The sequence below is a fragment of the Tahibacter aquaticus genome, assembly GCF_004363655.1.
GTDB classification, from domain to species: domain Bacteria; phylum Pseudomonadota; class Gammaproteobacteria; order Xanthomonadales; family Rhodanobacteraceae; genus Tahibacter; species Tahibacter aquaticus.
Genome location: NZ_SNZH01000003.1, coordinates 439,864 through 456,304, shown reverse-complemented (window position 1 = coordinate 456,304; position 16,441 = coordinate 439,864). Strand labels below are relative to the sequence as shown.

Annotated in this window: 14 protein-coding genes and 1 pseudogene; 5 read left to right on the top strand and 10 right to left on the bottom strand. The window is 62.7% G+C overall.

Features of this window, described 5'->3' with window-relative positions; all coding sequences use genetic code 11:
* A pseudogene (locus tag DFR29_RS07375) lies at positions 1-192 on the top strand (IS3 family transposase); the annotation flags it as partial.
* Between the two features lies 1 nt (position 193).
* Here DFR29_RS07375 and DFR29_RS07370 read toward each other — a convergent pair.
* The 3 genes from DFR29_RS07370 to DFR29_RS07360 all read right to left on the bottom strand — a co-directional run bounded on the left by DFR29_RS07370 (position 194) and on the right by DFR29_RS07360 (position 1,434).
* Positions 194-475 (bottom strand): hypothetical protein, encoded by a 282-nt coding sequence (locus DFR29_RS07370; protein ID WP_133817941.1) that lies wholly within the window; start codon positions 473-475, stop codon positions 194-196.
* A gap of 69 nt (positions 476-544) precedes the next feature.
* Positions 545-901 carry a roadblock/LC7 domain-containing protein gene (locus tag DFR29_RS07365; protein WP_133817940.1) on the bottom strand — a complete coding sequence of 119 codons (357 nt, stop codon included), beginning with the start codon at positions 899-901 and terminating at the stop codon, positions 545-547.
* A gap of 86 nt (positions 902-987) precedes the next feature.
* Positions 988-1,434, bottom strand: a complete 447-nt coding sequence (locus DFR29_RS07360) for a roadblock/LC7 domain-containing protein (protein WP_166653942.1) — start codon at positions 1,432-1,434, stop codon at positions 988-990.
* A gap of 355 nt (positions 1,435-1,789) precedes the next feature.
* Between DFR29_RS07360 and DFR29_RS07355 the strand changes: the two genes are divergently transcribed.
* On the top strand, positions 1,790-2,437 hold the full coding sequence (locus DFR29_RS07355; RefSeq protein WP_166653941.1) for a response regulator transcription factor: 648 nt from the start codon (positions 1,790-1,792) through the stop codon (positions 2,435-2,437).
* 535 nt (positions 2,438-2,972) lie between these two features.
* Here the strand turns inward: DFR29_RS07355 and DFR29_RS07350 are convergent.
* The 3 genes from DFR29_RS07350 to DFR29_RS07340 form a co-directional block, all read right to left on the bottom strand.
* Positions 2,973-5,060 (bottom strand): DUF7933 domain-containing protein, encoded by a 2,088-nt coding sequence (locus DFR29_RS07350; protein WP_133817937.1) that lies wholly within the window; start codon positions 5,058-5,060, stop codon positions 2,973-2,975.
* Between the two features lie 191 nt (positions 5,061-5,251).
* Positions 5,252-7,615 carry a winged helix-turn-helix domain-containing protein gene (locus DFR29_RS07345; RefSeq protein WP_133817936.1) on the bottom strand — a complete coding sequence of 788 codons (2,364 nt, stop codon included), beginning with the start codon at positions 7,613-7,615 and terminating at the stop codon, positions 5,252-5,254.
* 176 nt (positions 7,616-7,791) lie between these two features.
* The gene (locus DFR29_RS07340) at positions 7,792-8,100 is read right to left on the bottom strand and encodes a hypothetical protein (protein ID WP_133817935.1); all 309 of its coding nucleotides are present in this window, start codon (positions 8,098-8,100) and stop codon (positions 7,792-7,794) included.
* Between DFR29_RS07340 and DFR29_RS07335 the strand changes: the two genes are divergently transcribed.
* The gene (locus tag DFR29_RS07335) at positions 8,084-8,509 is read left to right on the top strand and encodes a cation transporting ATPase C-terminal domain-containing protein (RefSeq protein ID WP_208113528.1); all 426 of its coding nucleotides are present in this window, start codon (positions 8,084-8,086) and stop codon (positions 8,507-8,509) included. The two genes, DFR29_RS07340 and DFR29_RS07335, sit on opposite strands and share 17 nt — an antisense overlap.
* Positions 8,510-8,876: 367 nt before the next feature.
* Positions 8,877-9,377: a response regulator gene (locus DFR29_RS07330; protein WP_166653940.1), complete on the top strand. Its 501-nt coding sequence runs from the start codon at positions 8,877-8,879 to the stop codon at positions 9,375-9,377.
* A gap of 54 nt (positions 9,378-9,431) precedes the next feature.
* Here the strand turns inward: DFR29_RS07330 and DFR29_RS07325 are convergent, their stop codons facing one another.
* The 3 genes from DFR29_RS07325 to DFR29_RS07315 form a co-directional block, all read right to left on the bottom strand.
* Positions 9,432-10,559, bottom strand: a complete 1,128-nt coding sequence (locus DFR29_RS07325) for a sensor histidine kinase (protein WP_133817932.1) — start codon at positions 10,557-10,559, stop codon at positions 9,432-9,434.
* Positions 10,560-11,075: 516 nt separating this feature from the next.
* Positions 11,076-12,113 carry a hypothetical protein gene (locus tag DFR29_RS07320; RefSeq protein ID WP_133817931.1) on the bottom strand — a complete coding sequence of 346 codons (1,038 nt, stop codon included), beginning with the start codon at positions 12,111-12,113 and terminating at the stop codon, positions 11,076-11,078.
* A 644-nt stretch (positions 12,114-12,757) separates the two neighbouring features.
* Complete coding sequence (locus DFR29_RS07315; RefSeq protein WP_133817930.1) at positions 12,758-13,069, bottom strand: hypothetical protein; 312 nt, start codon at positions 13,067-13,069, stop codon at positions 12,758-12,760.
* A gap of 321 nt (positions 13,070-13,390) precedes the next feature.
* Between DFR29_RS07315 and DFR29_RS07310 the strand changes: the two genes are divergently transcribed.
* Positions 13,391-13,777 carry a hypothetical protein gene (locus DFR29_RS07310; protein ID WP_133817929.1) on the top strand — a complete coding sequence of 129 codons (387 nt, stop codon included), beginning with the start codon at positions 13,391-13,393 and terminating at the stop codon, positions 13,775-13,777.
* A gap of 70 nt (positions 13,778-13,847) precedes the next feature.
* Here DFR29_RS07310 and DFR29_RS07305 read toward each other — a convergent pair whose 3' ends face one another.
* A complete protein-coding gene (locus DFR29_RS07305; RefSeq protein ID WP_133817928.1) occupies positions 13,848-16,106 on the bottom strand; it encodes a hypothetical protein in 2,259 nt (752 codons plus the stop codon).
* Positions 16,107-16,441: the final 335 nt, after the last annotated feature.

The window sequence follows — 16,441 nt, the reverse complement described above, 5'->3', positions numbered from 1 at the left end:
GGGCTGTACAAAGCCGAAGTGATCCACCGCAGAACGTCATGGCCCGATGCGCAGGCGGTCGAACTGGCCACACTCGTCTGGGTCGACTGGTTCAATCGTCGACGGCTGCTCGGGCCGATCGGCTACATTCCACCGGCAGAAGCCGAGGCACGCTACTACGCAGCAATCCGCGAGTCCGCCATGACGGCGTGACTCACAATCCGGAGTCTCCGGGAATCTCGGGGCGGTTCAACGCTTGGTCAAAATGCATGATCTGCGACGCGTAAGCGACGAGTCCGATGCCACGCTTTTGCGCCAGCGCCAGGACCTGCCGGCCGTACGCGTCGTCGGCGTTCACGATGACCACATCGCACCGCGTGCCGTCCCACGGCGACGGTTTCGCTTCGATGCGAACCGCACCCAAAAGGCTCGCAGCGATCCTCACTCTCTGGTCTTCCGAATCGGTCAGCGCCGCGGTTCGAAGGTCGATGCGCATAAGGCTGTCCCGATGTTGGGCGACCCGGGCCGCCGAGGATGAGGATCCGATGACGCTGCGATGGGGCAATCAGGAAAAATCGATCGCTTTTTCGAACGACCGAAGTTCATGCCGAGCCATGGCCAAGTTGGCCTTCGTGCGATCCAGAACCACGTAGAGGAAAAGCTTTTGATTCGACTCCAGCGGACGCAGCAAGTGGTACTGCTTTGTGAGGCTGATCAGGACATCTTCGATCGTGTCGTTCAACTTGAGGCTGTTGGCGACCCTTCGCTTGGCGCGGATGACTTCGGTGTTGCCGGCCGCAGCAACCTCGAGGTTGATGCCGCCGCCATCTCCTGCCAGGAGCATGCCGCTTTCACCATCGACCAACGCGGAGGCAACGTAGCCATCAATGCTACGAAGGGTTTCGAGACTGATTTTTGCCATGACTGGTATTCCTATTGAAAATGGAGAAATAGAGGCCGGGCGAGACGCACGGCCCACGGTTACTTTCGGGGAAAATTGAAGAGAAGTTACGGAAGAACTGTTGCCAACGAGTCCGCGCAGTCGAGGGTACGGCGCAAGATCATCGCCAAGTTATCGCTCCGGCTGGCTGCAGCGCACAGAACGTGCAACTGCTTGGGCGACGGAACGCGCACCGCCACGAGAAGTCCCTGAGCCGATGTGATCGTCGCGTAGGAACAACGCCCGTGCGATGCCTCTTTGGCGAAGGTTTCGCTCAGGGCAAGGAACGAGCTGGCCATGGCAGCAACCCGCTCTGCGTGGTTCGGCGGAGCTTCGCCGACGGTCGCCAACGGACGCCCGTCGACGTAACAGAGGCTTACCAGCTCCATGGCCGGCGAGGTCGCAAAGAAAGCCTGGAGGTAGCCAGCATAGGGGTGGAGCGCTTCGGCTTGTGGGGCGGAAACCGCAGCCACGTTCCCGACAGCGCAACCACCGGTCGTATCAATCCCTGGCATCACTTCCTCCCCTGAAGAGGCAGTTGCAGCGGAACCCTGTGGGACCACCCAAGCTGAGCGGTCCGTTTTAACGTTGTGTCGATCCAGTCGCGCAGCGCAGCGCGTACAGCCCATATCCAGCGCCGTTGAGGGCGGCGAAGGAACTCAGCCGCTGGGCATTCGCAACGTGACCTCAGCATAGGCAAGAAGTGGTAAAACCCACCATGGGGGATCCCCCGATCCGCTTGGCGAGAAACACTGGCAACGCGATGTTTTATGTCAAGTCAAAATATTCCGTCACAGTTATTTTCACTTTTCGGGCGCCATCGCACGGAAAATCGCATCGAAAATCTGGTGGACAACAATGGTTGTGCGAATGAGCGATAGCCGCTATCGGGAGATCACCCTCCTCATCATGGTCCCTTCCGAGGTTGCGACGGTGGGGCTGACTGTAGCGTTGTCGTCTCGCTCCGAACTGCACGTTCTGGCCACTGCACTTTCGCTGGATGACGGTTTGGTTGCTTTGCGAAGGCAGGCACCCGAAGTCGTCGTCATCGCTCCGGAATGGGTGCAAACAGCCCGACAATTCTTGCTTGAGACCGATATTCGTACGCGCTTGATCGCATTCGGGTCGAGGCCACACCTGGGCGCAAACGCGCACGCCACTTCCCAAGTGGCTTGTGGCTATATCAGCTATTTCGTACAAGCTAAAAACTATCTTCCGCTCATCGACTTGGTTTCTCGCTGTCAACTGCCGACCATGGATGCGAAGCAGATGCTCTGCCTGTGTTGCCCCGTCCGGCAATCACTGAAACCGCCAAAACCGAACTTGACCGCCCGCGAGATGGAGGTTTTTGTAGCCATCGGTAAGGGTTTTGGCGCCTCGGACGTTGCAACTCAGATGGGCATCAGCGTGAAGACCGTCGAGTCGCACCGCGAGAGCATCAAGAGCAAGCTGGCTCTCGGCTCGGCGTGGGAAATGAACGCCATCGCTGCGGACTGGTGCCGTGGCGGATCGTCCTGACGTATTGCACCGAAACGCTCCTTGGAAACCGCAGGCGTCGCGAGAATCGAACGACAAAGCGCCTTACTGTGCCGTGCGCCCTCCCCCATCACGACGTTGCTCCCGAACATATCTGAAGCACAGCAGCTCGCGATGAGGAGGTGGCATGCTCGTCGAAAACCACCTATTCCGTGCTCGACACGAACAAGCAGCTTGCAAAAACGTGGCGGCAAAAGAACGTCTTTTTGAATACTCGTCACTGCGATGCGTGGCGAAAATATTCAGCCCACCGAGCGTGCAGCCCTTCTCGCCTACTCGTACGCAAGCCGTGAACTCGAGACCACGTGCGACAGCCCAAGCAATGAATCCAAGTATTCTGCAAGCATACGCAGCATCGACGCAGCGCGCGTAGGCGCGGGCACGCGTCGAACGCTTCGGCGAGACGTCACGCACGGCGCGCTCTGATTTGTACCCGCGTTCCCAGACGCGAACACTCGGCAACCGAATTCCATCCGGTTGCCGAGCTCGATCGACTGCGTCGACGGGTGGCGCGTAGTTAGGGCGACGTAGCAGTCAGCGTTGCCGCCGCGGCGGACGCGTTGCTGCCGACGTTGGTGACCAGACCGCCGGTCGGAATCGTGTTGGTGAGACTACCGGCAACCGTTGCGGCGACGTCGAGCGCGATCGTGCACGAACCCGCAGCCGGGATTGCGGCGCCGGCGCGTAGCGTGACCGACGTGCCGGTCTGCGTGATGCCCGGACCGCCGATGCACGTCGTCGACGCGTTCGCCGCTGAAACCAAGCCGTTCGGGAACGCATCAACGAGGTCGGACGTTAGCGTGGCCGGTGACGGGTTTGTGTTCGCGAGCGTGATCGTCAGGCGTGTCGGCGTGTTCGTCGCGATGCTCGGCACGGCGAAGTTCTTGGTCAACGTCGGCGGCGTGACCGCGGCCACCGTCGCCGTCGCGGCGTTCGCGTTGGTGCCGGCATCGGTCACGAGCCCGCCTGCCGGAATCGTGTTAGTCAGATTACCGGCAACCGTTGCGGCAACGTCGAGCGCGATCGTGCACGAACCCGCGGCCGGGATCGAAGCGCCGGCGCTCAGCGTCACCGACGCGCCGGTCTGCGCGATGCCCGGCCCGCCGATGCACGTCGTCGACGCGCCAGCCGCCGAGACGAGACCGTTCGGGAACACGTCGACGAGGTCGGACGTTAGGGTCGCCGGTGTCGCGTTTGCGTTAGCGAGCGTAATCGTCAAGCGCATCGGCGTGTTCGTTGCCACGCTGGGCGCAGCAAAGTTTTTCCGAAGCGTAGGCGCGACAGCCGTCGCGCCCGTCTCGAAGCCGTTCGCGAAGACCGCATCCGCGCTTACAACATCCACGGTGTAGTCCTCAACCTGCCCCGCTCGGTAGCTGCCGCACCCGCCGGAGGGCCAGTACATCGAGAACGACGACGGCGAATACACCTTCAGCACGCGCATGCGCGTCGGTCCCGCTTGCGCGCCGCCCGGCACAGCGACGTCGTACACGACTTCCATGCCATCGCTGCCGGTCGAGCCGATGAGAGAGCCCGCGCTGTAAATCTCGTTCGGCTCGTCGAGGACGCCGTTGCGGTTCCAGTCGAAGAACACCGTATACGTGTTCGCTTCAAACGACTGGTCCGCCTTGCCCTTCAAGCGCATCGTGTAGGTTCGTCCGGCCGTCACCGCACCGTGCGTGCTCGTGAAGTTCTCGTAGCCATCCGGCGAGTCGGCCGCCGAGGCCTTATCGATACCGGCGAATCGGACGCGCGTGATCGGCTGGGCCTGCTGCGTCATGCTGATGGCGCAGTACGCGTTCGGGCTCGGGGCGTCCGGCAGCAGGCGGAACGTCGCCGAGCCCCGTAGCTCGTTGCCGCCGGCCAACCCGTGCGCGCTCAGCATCCACACGCCTTCCGTCGGGACGATGGCGACGACGCCGAAACCCCATATCTCCGTCTTCGGGTCGAGCAGGAAATCGAACGCCCCGTTCGCGTCGGCGAACAGTGGGGTGGTGACCATCAGCTCGCCGATGTTGTCGGCCGGGTCAGCGAGGTTGATGCGCACGCGACCGTTCGGGGTCAGGCCGCCGATGTGGACCCGCGTACCCGATGCGAACTGCGTGAGCGGCATCTCGGCCGGTCCGGCCGTCACGTTCAACACCTCGTCCGGATCGCGGACGACCGACAGCGACGCCTGAGCGTTGCCGCCGGAAGGGTCAACGGCGGACACCTGGTGCGTTCCCAGCACCGAGCGAATCTTCATAGCGTTCACACGGGTGTTGAACGCGCCGGCCGCGTCGGTCGGCGCGGCAAAGGGCCGGGTTCCGCCGTTCGGATCGGTGATCGTCACGTCGACCGTCGTCGACGGGGCGAACCCGGTGCCGGAAACCGCAACGCCGCTGGCCCACAGCCAATACTCGACGATTTCGCTCCTTTCCAAGTGGACCTGTGCCGATCCGCCAGCCTGGGCCCCTGCAGACGCGCCCAACGCCCCCCAGCACAAAGCGGCCACCTGCAGCAGGCGCACCCACGGCGTGGTTCCGTGACGCCGGCTGCCTTCAATGGCGCTCCGCTGTCCGCGCCGGGAAGGCTCCGATCGCTCGTGCGCTGTTTTCATCGTGTTCATCGTGTCGCTGTCCCCAGATTGAGTGAACCCACCACCGCCTATGACGGCATCGCTCAGCCCAGGCCCCGTAGCCCCGGCGCGATCGGTTTTCATTCTCGGGAGTTCGATGAGTTTGTCCTGCGCATCAGGTTGCCGCAGGCTTTGCGCGATCTAACCAAACGCCAACAGGCGGCCAACCAGCGGCGTCACGCCTAACTTCCACGGGGTAGAGGGCGGGCAAGCGGCGGGACCAGCAGCAGAGCCGGGATGGGTCGCTGGCCGGCCAGCGCCTGCGCGCGCTGCAACGCGTCCGCCCACTGCGGGTTGCGGCCGAGGGTGTGGTAGAGCCGGACACGGATCAGCGCTCCCTCGAAGTCGCGGTCTGCGGCCTCCGGCAGACGGCCGACCAAGGCGCTGGCGGCGTCCCATCGTTCCTGGGCCAGGAGCACGGGCACGTGCGAGGCCGCAAGCAGCAGCGCGCGCGCGGGAACGTCGTCGGCATCGACCTCGGACGCGGCTGCGGCAAACGCGCTGTCGGCCGCGCTCGCATCGCCCTGGGCCGCCGCCAGCTCTGCTCGGGCCAGCTGCACACCAAGAGGCACGGAACCGGGGCGCGGTGCGCTCAGCGCGGCGGGCAGACCGCGCAGGGCGACTTGGGCATCCTCGGTTCTCCCAAGCGCCAGCAGGGCGCGCTGGCGTATCAGGACCATCTCCCCCGCGGTTGCCGCATCGACCGCGGCCAGCCTGTCGATCGCCAGGGTTGCCCGATCCGACGTGGCCTGCGCATCGCCACGGCTCCAGGACCAACGGACGTGCATTTCCAACCGCCGGCCATCCAGGCTTGCGAAAGGCGTCAGGTCGAGCGCGTCGAGTTCCGCAAATTGCAAGGCCGCCTCATCGATGCGTCCTTCGGACAGCAGGATTGCCGTGCGGTCGATCAGGGTTTCTGCGCGGTTCAGCGGGTCGCCGATGAGCGGCAGCAGCGCTCGCGCCGCGTCGTTGGCGGCCGCGGCCTTCGGATGATCCAAGAGCGCGAGGTGGGCGTTGACCAGCGCCGAGTAGGCATGAGCGCGTTCGTTCACCGCACCAAAGGGCTGTAGGGCGGTAAGAGCGTCGATCAGCACTGGGATGGCCGCTCGCGGTCGACCGCGAGCGGTAGCCGCGATGCCGTAAGAGACGTTCAAACGGGCCAGGGCAAGCCGATCGCCGGCCTGCTCCAGAACGATCCGGGCGCGACTCATGTCGTCCATGCCTTCCTGGGCACGGCCGAGCGTAAACCGTGCGCCGCCGCGTCCGCCCAACGCCTTGCCGTATTCGAGCAGGTTTTCCCGACCGGCCAGCAGTTTCAGCGCCGTGTCGAACGATTGCTCGGCCTTGTTGGCGTCATCGCGCATCATCGCAACCGCGCCGATGCCGTAATGCACGCGTGCCCGCAGGTAGGGCTTGTTCGCCGTCGACTCGTCGCTCAGCAAACCCTGCCATTCGTTCTCCGCGTCGCCCAGGCGCCCCGCGCGAAACGCGAGCACGGCAACTTGGTAGCGCAGTTCGGGCTGCTCCGACACGCGCGCCGGCGCTTGCGTCAGGATGCGCTGTGCCGTGGACAGGTCGTTCGCCAGCATGGCGGCCTGCGCGCGCTGAATCGTTTCTTCCAGGGCTTCGTCCCCGCTCGGAGAATCGGCCGACTTGATGCCGAGTTGACCGAGCAGCGCGTCGGTGCTGGCCCGCAGGGCGGGAAGCACCTCGTCTTCTTCGTTCGATGCCTCGTATCCGATGCCCGCGGCGCTCGTTGCGTCGAGATGGACGCGCCAGCCGTTCGGACTGCGTTCCGCACGACCGGAAATCACCCAAGCCACGCCGGTGCGGCGCAGGAAATCCGCAGGCTCCTTACTGCTGCCGTTGGCGCGCATCAGAGCCAACGTGTCTTCGCTGGGCGGGACCGCGACCCCTGCCCCCCGCAATCGTTCGGCAACGACGTCCATCGCGCCCAGCCGCACCCAGGCTGCGTCGTCGTTCGATGCAACATCGAGCGGAAGCACGAGAATCCCAGCACGGACCTTATCGGCAGCGACCTGCGGCTGCGGAGCGGCGTGCATCCAGGCCAGACCGATTCCCGCTGCCGCCGCGATGATCGCCATCCACCCCAGCCAGCGGCGCCATTGCCATTGCCACTGGCGGGGCGTGTTGGCAGGCGAAGGCTCCTCGTTCTCGACGAGGGCCGATGAAGGAGGCGTGGGAGCGGACGGTTCAACGTCCGTGTCGACCTGAACGTCGCCGACCCAGTGATACCCGAACTTGGGAATGGTGCGGATACAACTGGTCGCACCGCTTTCTTCGTTGAGCAAACGGCGTGCACGCAAAATGGTTTGCGTCAGCTGCGCTTCTGAAACGTCGGTCCTCCCCCAGACGGCCGAGCTCAGTTCGTCTCGTCCCACGGCACGCGTGCGGTTCTCGATCAAATACACCAGGCAGTCGAACAGGAGAACCGGCACGGCCAGGGCCTCGCCTTTGCGCAGGAACTGGCGCGTTGCGGGGCGGAGGAGAAACTCGCCGAATCGATACGCCTTGCCTGGGGCCATGCGGGGTTGAGACGACAAAGTTGGGCAACTCACTTTAGCCGAACTTCTGTCTGCGCCTGCAGTTCTTGCCGATTGCCATCCAGGATGCCGACGCTAACGCGTTGAAAACGCGCAGGTTTTCGGTGGGCGATCGGTGGTCGTTGTTCGACGCAGCCTGCCGCTCGCAATCAGGACCGCTACGGCAATCGCGCGCAAAGTCTGTCAGACGGAAAGCCGCGCTGAGTCGGCGCCACCGGCGCAAGGGCTCTCTTGGCGTCAAGCCAAATTCGTCCTTCCTCAGCGCAGCGCTGGCCGTAGGCGAGGAGCTCGCGCATTTCAGCCTGGTCGAACGCCAGCGTTCCTCCATACGGGCAACAGGGAGGAATCGCTCTGAAGCGCAAGCTCATCTGGTTGCGCTCTGCGAAGCCCTCGGTTTGCGCGAGGGCGGCACGAGTCATGTGATGCGTCGTGGCGTACAAGCTGCGGATGATGATCGAGCGCTTCATGCTGGTGTTCGGGTCGGCCAGCTCACTTTTCGATCTGATAACGTTCTACGTGCTCCTGAGGTTGTTCGATGCTGGAGAGGCCCTGTTTCAGACAGGCTGGTTCGTCGAGTCTCTCGTCACTCAGGTGCTGATTGTCGTCGCCATCCGCACACGCCGTCGGCTCTACAACAGCCGTCCCCATCGATTGTTGGTCGGCCTGGCGTTGGTTGCTGTGATCATCGCCGTCGCTCTGCCCCTGTCTCCGGTTGGACATTGGTTCGGTTTCGTAGCACCACCCTTATGGTTCTTCGGCTACTTGATCGTCGTGACTTTCGCCTACGTGGGCTTGGTGGAGTTGATCAAGCACTTCTTCTACCGTAAGCGAGACCTGGACGGACCAACTCTGCCGCCCGCTCAAGCGGGCATCTAGCTCGCGAGCTCCCGCCCAGCCCGAGCCCCTGTGCCAGGTGCCCGCACGCTGACAGATCCGATCGGAATACAAAGTGGAATACCTCACCCCGTTGATCGAGGGCACGAAAGACCACGCGGAGCTACCGCGTTATTTTCTGGCACCAATGACCTTTCGGATCAGGTTGCGGCGGATGCAATGCGGGCCAGCGTGGAGCCGCCACGGGTAATACCTGGCGGTTGTGCCTCACGAGGGTACCGTTTACTTGCCCTACCATCGTTGTGCCGCTGGGCTCGCCTAACTGCAGCCTTCCATTGCCTCGGCTGGCGCTTACAACCTGCATACACCCAATCCCTTACGAATGCGTCCACCGAGCGGCGAACAGACCATGAAAAAGGACAACACTTCATCGTTCGACGATGCGCCAAGGCCGGCGAACGCAGGATCGGGAGACCCCGTGAAGTTCACACTGCTTGCAGAAGAAGGGAGTCGGTCGAGCGGAGGCGCGTCGCCTGAGAACCACCGCGTTTTGTTGGTAGAAGACCAGCCTGATGTGGCGCGGGTGACAGCGCTTGGCCTGGCGCACTTGGGTGTCGAAGTGCGCGTAGCCGCGACGGGCTCAGCCGCGTTGGAACAGGCGTTGGCTTTTCGTCCTACGCTGGTACTGCTCGACCTCGACCTCCCCGATTTCAACGGTCACGAAGTTGCACGCCGTCTGCGCGCACAGAGGGAATTTGACGCGGTTTGGTTGGTCGCTTTGACGAGCTGGAATACCCCAGACATGCGCCAACGTTCCGTGGAAGCCGGCATGGTCGAACACTTGGCCAAACCCATCGACCTTGATGTTTTGGCGCGGCTTTTAGCGCGGTTGCCTCGCGCGTTCCTTTAGATGGCCTGGTATGTTCTGAACCAGGGCGCCGAACGAGGACTTGGGTTGTCGGACTCAGGCGGGGCCGGAAGCGGCGAGATCGGGTTCCGGGTCTATGGGCAGCACTACTGAGAAAACTGTTCCCGATTCCGCGTTGGATGTCACGCTGACCCGTCCACCGTGGCCTCGGGTGATTTCGTTGACGATGAAGAGCCCCAATCCTAGATGGTGGCCATTTCGTGCGTTCACCGCCCGCGCATCGCCAGAAAACAGGGACTGACGCTCGTGCTCTGGAATGACCGCACCGGTGTTGTGAACCGCGAGAACGACCTCCTCACCCTCGCGATGCAAGCTAACGCGAATGGTGCCCGAGGCGACTCCGTGTGCGGCCGCGTTACGCACCAGGTTTGAGATCAGCTGCCCCAGGCGCGCGCGGTCCCAAAACCCGGAGATCGACTCGACCGCTTCCAGCGCGAACGCGTGCTCCGGAAACTCCCCCGCGGCTTCGGCTAGTATTTCCTGTACTAGCGCCTTCAGGTCCATAGCCTGCGGTCGCACAGGCAATTGAGCGCGCATCCCCGCAGCTGCTACACCCAGAAGGTCGTCCACCATGGGGAGCATGCGAGCGAGCGAACGTTTCGCCTGTCCCAGCGCGGCGTCTTCCCTGGCAGCGGGATGCCGCTGGGCCAGAATGTGCAACGCCATGGACGCCGTGTGAAGAGGTCCACGCAGATCGTGCGCCACGATGCCCATCAGCAACGCCCGATCACGTTCAACCGCTTGCGAGAACGCCAGCACCGCAGAGGCAGTCAACTGATCCAAAGCTTCGTTGAACCGAACGAGATCGTCGAGCGCCTGAGCTGTGCGCACGAAATCCGAGCCAAGCCACATTCGGGAGACCACAGCGCGAAGCGCACGGAACTCGGCGGCCATCGCGATCAACGAAAGTCCGGCAGCATGCCGGGCCAGTCCATGCTCCGATGCACCACCAACGTCGGGCACGCCCACCGAGGGATCGCTCAGCGCCACGCGGGCGCGCGATCTCATATCGGCCACCATAGCGTCGAGCATTCGGCCCACGTGCTCACGGAGGTCCGCCGATGCAACCCTGCCGTCGACGAACGGCGGCAGGGTTGCCGCAATCCCTTCCCACGCTTCGAGGATGCGCCCATGGTGCTGCTCAATGAAGTCCGCTAAGCGCATACCACTCCATGACGCCCAAAGGCTCTGCTGACATCTTGCGGCCAGTTATCAAATCGGAACTGCGCGCCACCGTCAACAGATCTGCACCCGCATAGTGACGCGCGGCAAATGCCGAGTCCCAAACCGTGTTGCCCCCGTTACAGCAAGCGCGACAGTTAACGGGTGATCGGCCCAAAGGTTCGCAGGGGCTCGAGCTTCTCATCCGACGATGATGCCGCAATAGCGGCGGCGCCTACCGCGTCTGCGAACTGCAGCGGAAAGGTCGCGGCACCGCCCTACCCGCGCACTAGCCCAACCTTGCTGGGCTGGATCGGCCCGTGACTTTTGGATGCGCGCTACGCAGCTGGAGCCGTGCAGCCAAACGTTGCACCGTGATCTCCGCCGGCCCAACGCGCCACGGCGTCCTGCGATCGAGATGATGTTTGAAGGCGGCACCTGTTCGCCGCTCGCCATCCTGATCGACGTCAACCAGTGTGACCGACAGATCGACGCGAACTCAGCGCCATCCGTTCCCATTCAGCGCAGCACCACGCGTAAACGGAGCGTGTTCGCGCGGCGCTGTGCGGGTTCGATGCGCAGCGTCTCAACGCTGTCGACGTTCGGTTCCGCTTTGATCCAGTCCCGCATGCGCGAAAGGAAATAGGCGTCCCCACCCACGATTTCCACGTCGACGACGGCGTAGGGACAATTACCGTCGGCATCGCGCTGGCGCACCGGATTCAGTTCAAACCGCGTCACGTCGACCTTGGGCGGCAGCAGGCTCTTGAGCCGCTGCGAGAACGCCGCCACGTGCGCCGGCACGTCGACGCAGGCCATCCGCGCACGCGGTTGCGTTTGCGGATCAGCCGGTAGGTCGGCCGCAACCAGTGCCGCCGCGCTTTCGGGATCGGTCTGCGCGATGCGTTCGAAGGTGGTGCTGCGCGACGTCCGGATGCTTTGGGTCGACGGTGCCCAGATGCTGTAGTGCTTGAGCGTGTAGGTGACCCCCTTGACCAGCAGCGCGCCGGACGCATCGCGGGCGAGCCAGACTTCACGCTCCTGGCTGCGCATCGAGCCATCGTCCGCGGGAACCTGTTCGGTCGCGCTGACCACGCGCATCCAGTTGTCCTGGCAGCCCTGGTTGACGACCAGCGCATAGGTCGGACCGGGCGGGCCCAATTCGGCCACTGCAGCGAGGTAGGCGTCGGGGTTCTGCCGCAGGTTTTCCGCCAGCGGGTCCTTGAGCACGAGGCCGCGCCAGCGCGCGTAGCGTTTCGGTGCGTCCTCGCTCATCGTGGTGGCGAAGGCGACCAGGCGCTTGCGCGGCACGACCCACCAGCCTTCTATGGTCATCGGCCCCGGTTGGAACGTCATGAGGACCGGCAAGCCGTGGGTGTTCGGCGGCTGGCGTCCGGCGATGGCCTTCGCCAGCGACGTTCCGGCGAGGTCGAAGGTGCCGCTGAGGTCCGGGCAGACCTGTTGTCCGGGTTGCAAGGTCGCTGCGGTCACGGGCTCGAAACCCTCAGACGGCGCGTCGCCTGTGCAGGCGCCGATCAGCGACAGCGCGAAGGCCATGGTCGCAAGACGAAACGACAGACCGAGTGCAACGGGAATGGATTTCAAACGGAACTCGGGCGCATTGCTGCGGAACAATGAGGTCGGAGCGAGTCTAGCTCAGTCCATCCCATCGGGAGCGAGTCGGGACCCGCAGCCGGGCCGTATTGGGGTGCTGGCTTGACTTATCGCGGCATGGTGCAGAGACAAGACGCTAACGCCGAGTTTTTGGTGGATCATGGAATCGGGAAGCGCGTTTGCGATTGGATCGACCAAGGAGTCTTAGGCAAAGAACACTCCGCTGACGTTCTGGAGGGGGCAGAACTGACATCGGTCCTCGACGTTCTCGTGAAATCCGTGACTCCGCCCTGCTTGAACGCTCAAGCATCGGCTGTTTCAGACTGACGCCCTACCCGCGCGGCAGGTCGCTTGACAGGCGTCAGAAATCTGTTTGTCTGGGTCACATCAAACCCGACGTAGAATTTTCCATGAACGCACCGCGCGTTGCTGCTCCCTCCGCCCCTGCGGAACACGCTACGACGGAAAGGCGCTTTACGCCGTTTCCTCTCTTGCTCCCTCGATGGCATCCCACGATGCGTGAATACGATCGAGCGGGCATTATGTACGCGGCCTTCTTGGCGCTTATGGTGTCCGCTCCAACGCTCCTAGGAGCGTTTTTCGTTCCATTGATTCAATAAATACGCAGCCAGTGCAGATCCGCCAATCCAGATCACAACGGACCAGATGGCGCGTCCCCCGTCGAGCACCGACTGCATGAGTACCCCAAAGGTGGTCATCGCCCATTCCCGCAATCCGGTCAGATACCACACCGCGCCGGCGACTCCGGAAATGAGTGCGGCCAACTCCGCGTTGAGTGTCTTCGTCGACAACAGTTGAACAGCGACGATCGCTGAGGTTAAGACGGCCCCACACACAATCACCGTGACACTTCCAGGAACCGAGAAAACGTCGACCATGTTTCTTCCCCTGTGCAGTGTATGAATACGCTATTTAGGCCCCGTGCCCCTGCAACGTCCGCGAGCCCAGCAAAGCATGCGATCGCGCCCGATGAACCCTCTCAGATCTCGGGCGGTCGGAACGCGGGCAGCGGGCCGTGGACGTGCGCCAACAGGCCCGCAAGGCTCAGGAGCTTGCGGTAAAGGCAACCTGTATACAACGCAGGAAATCCCCTACTCCCCTTCGGGAAATCGCCCTCGGCACTGCCGACTGCGTCGCTGATTCCTGGCTCGACAACATTCCCGTCGTCTCTAAAGTGGATGCTCCCGCCCGGAGCCACCATGCCCACCGCCACCTTCCGCGTTCACCCGACCCGTTCCACGGCGCGCCCAACCACATCCGGCCGCCCAAAGCACCAGGCCCGCAGCCCGCTCCGCTCCCGGTCCCGCTGGGAACTGGAAAAGGACTTCGGCGAGCTGCTCGCCCTGGCGCCGCGGCGCTCGACCCGGGCGATCACCTGGCACGATCCGTCGAGGCTGTCGCAGCAGATCGACCGCATCGCTCGCCACATCGAAAGCCAGCCCAGACTCCTGCACCGCGTGGAGCAGTTCCTGGACGCTTGGCGCGCTGCCGACCCCGTCGATCGTCGTTGGTCGCTGGTCGCTGCAGGCGTGGCGGCTCGGCGGCGTGCGCGTCGGGGAAACCGTTTACAGCTCGCGGCCTCTTGACCTAAGACCGATGTTGGCGGCAAGGTCCGGTACTGGCCGCCGCAACCGCGTCCGCAACCGAAAGCTCGTCTCAATCTCCGCATGACAATCCTTTCCCGGTCAGCCCAGGATCCGCCTCAAGCTTCGTCCAGCGCAACGTCGCAACATCCGTCGAAGAGACACGGCCCTGAACATCAACACTTAGGGCATCGGCGCTAACTTTGCCCAGCTCGCGGTAGCTACCAAACAACGAGCTCGTCGAATTCAAGGTCACACGCCACGTCTTGTTCTGCGGAAACAATTGAAAATCGCAGCGCTTGCGCGCGAGAAACCCGAAAAGCTCCGGATCCATCCAAGCTACTTCGACCCTCGCGGAGAGAAACGCCTCCGCACAGCTGGCGCGATCCAGTCCCACGTTTTTTATCACTTTACATTTAGCAACGTGAGCCGCGAGCTTGTGCCAGGGAAGCATGGGCTTGAGCACGAACAGCGTGGCGAAGTAGCCGTGCGCATTAGGCCGAGAGCAGCTTTCCAAGTTCAAATCAGAGCTGATGCATCCGCTGAGCACGCGGCCGTTGGATGCCCATAAGTCGTAGCCCCAAGTTTCACGCTGAAACAAGTCGCCGTTCTTTCCGGCGCAGTGGTTGTCGAAGTTCTCAAGGCTGGTCATTGTTAAACGGAGATGGCTCTTTTCCAGCTGCAGCTTCAGATGGCATAGAGCGCCAAACTGGCCAAACTCATCCTGGCTGCCGTCGGCGTAAACAATCTGTGTGATGCCGCGCCGCACTAGCGAATATATGCCAGTATTTTCTGACTGGCCGCCATCGCTCAGGTGTATCTTGCCGGGCTTGGTGGCGCCAGTCGCCTGGGGGTCCAGGTAGTACAGAGGAATCGGGAGGAGCGTGTGCCACCCTCGCACGCTGTCGATCTGCGCCGGGTTCTCGATGTCCTTGCCCCATTCGAGAGAACTCAGACGCATGCCCAGGCCGACGCCCGCGCGCCAGGGCTGGCTTATGGAACGCTGCTGGGAGTCGAAGAATGCTCCCGAGGTAACCGTAGCTTCCAAAGTGTCCATACTCGGATGACTACCTTCCCAGTAGCCGAAACGCCGCGAACCGAACCCCGTGGGTGTGAACTCGAACACCGCATCGCGCACGTCGTACTGTCCGGAACTCAACAGCTCAGTAGGGTTCGAGCGGGTCGCCGCGGTGGTATTGACGATCCAGAATGGCACCGGCGGAAGTGGCTGGGGCTTGTTCAGCGCTTTGGGCAGCGCCTGGTTCTTAGCCTGCTCTTCATCTATGTCTCGGCCGGCGCGTTGCTGCACCTGCCACTGGAACTCACGCAACAAGCGTATCGCGGCAAACGTGTGGCCACGACCCAGCAGCCGGTTGGGCAGGAGGCGAAAATCGCGGCACGAGGCCGCGTCGAGATAGGTTTGAACTTCCCTGCCGTTGCAATCCGGCGGCATCAGACCGAAGGTCCGCTCTATGCCGCGCATGTAGGTTTCTCGCGAAGGGCTTTCGCGGCGCCAATCGAACAGAGTATTCGCTACGTGGTGCGGTATCAGGGACAACGTCGTCAACCCGCCAAGTTTGGCGACGTCGGCCGTCAGCGCGTTGCTGTCGTTGCCTGGCAGCTCCACGTTGTAATTGTTCGATAGGAGGTCTTGAAATCCGCGGAGGTGGGTCTGATACCGGAACCTGTCGTGCGTCCCGTTTTCATAGTGAGCCATGTTGAGCGGGCAGCGCTCTTTGTCGGTGGCATATTCGCTTAGGGCGAAATAGTGCTTCGGCAGACAATCGTCGAAGATTTGATGGAAGTCGCTCACTGCCCGTTCTCCACCCTTCGCATCGCGCAACGATGAGCCTGCGGCCCCTGGCAAGTTTCCGTAGGCGTCCAGCAAACGCGATATGTACCAAAAGGCCGAATAGCCACCGCCCGAAACACTTGAAATGAGGCCAATGTGACCAGGCCTGAGGAGCCGGTCGTAGCTTCCGGAAAGGACGCCCATAGCAAAGTTTGCTGATTTGGTGCCTCCGCCACTCAACGCTAGGCCGATCGGAGCCTGAGCCGGACGCTGTGCGTCTCGCCAACGCTCGACATGAAACCAACTGTCCAGATTGGCGTCGCTGAAGTATGCGGCCGAACACAACTCGGGGTTGCGCTCACCCTGTCTTCCCGGATCGCACGCTCCGCTCTCCTGGCGCTCATCGAAGACATCCAGCGCCGCCAGATCGTACCGGGTCGCCTTGTTTGCGCAGGCGCCGCATACCATCGCGACGATCGCTGCAAAAGCCCAGCGACTAACACCCGATAGGACGAGACTTCCGTCGTCGCAATTCTTCATGGCCATCCTCCTGCGCACGCGTCTCACGCCCCGCATTGACCTCACTGGTCGAATCGGCTTGGCGTCTGCATACAGGGTGTCGCAACGCACCACGATCTCTCACGTACTTGCCCGAGTATTCCGCGGCTTTACCAAGTGCCGTCCGCCGCCAATGATGTAGACAAGGACGAGAGCCGAGCACGCAGTCGGGCTGCCTATCCAATACATCGTGACTATGGACGAAATTTCCTGCTCTCTCCGGTGAGAGGCTTGGCCCTGAGACAGCAGAAGCATCTTACTTTCGATGCCATAGCCCATTCTCGTCCGCAGATGGCTCGATACGACAACGCCGCGTT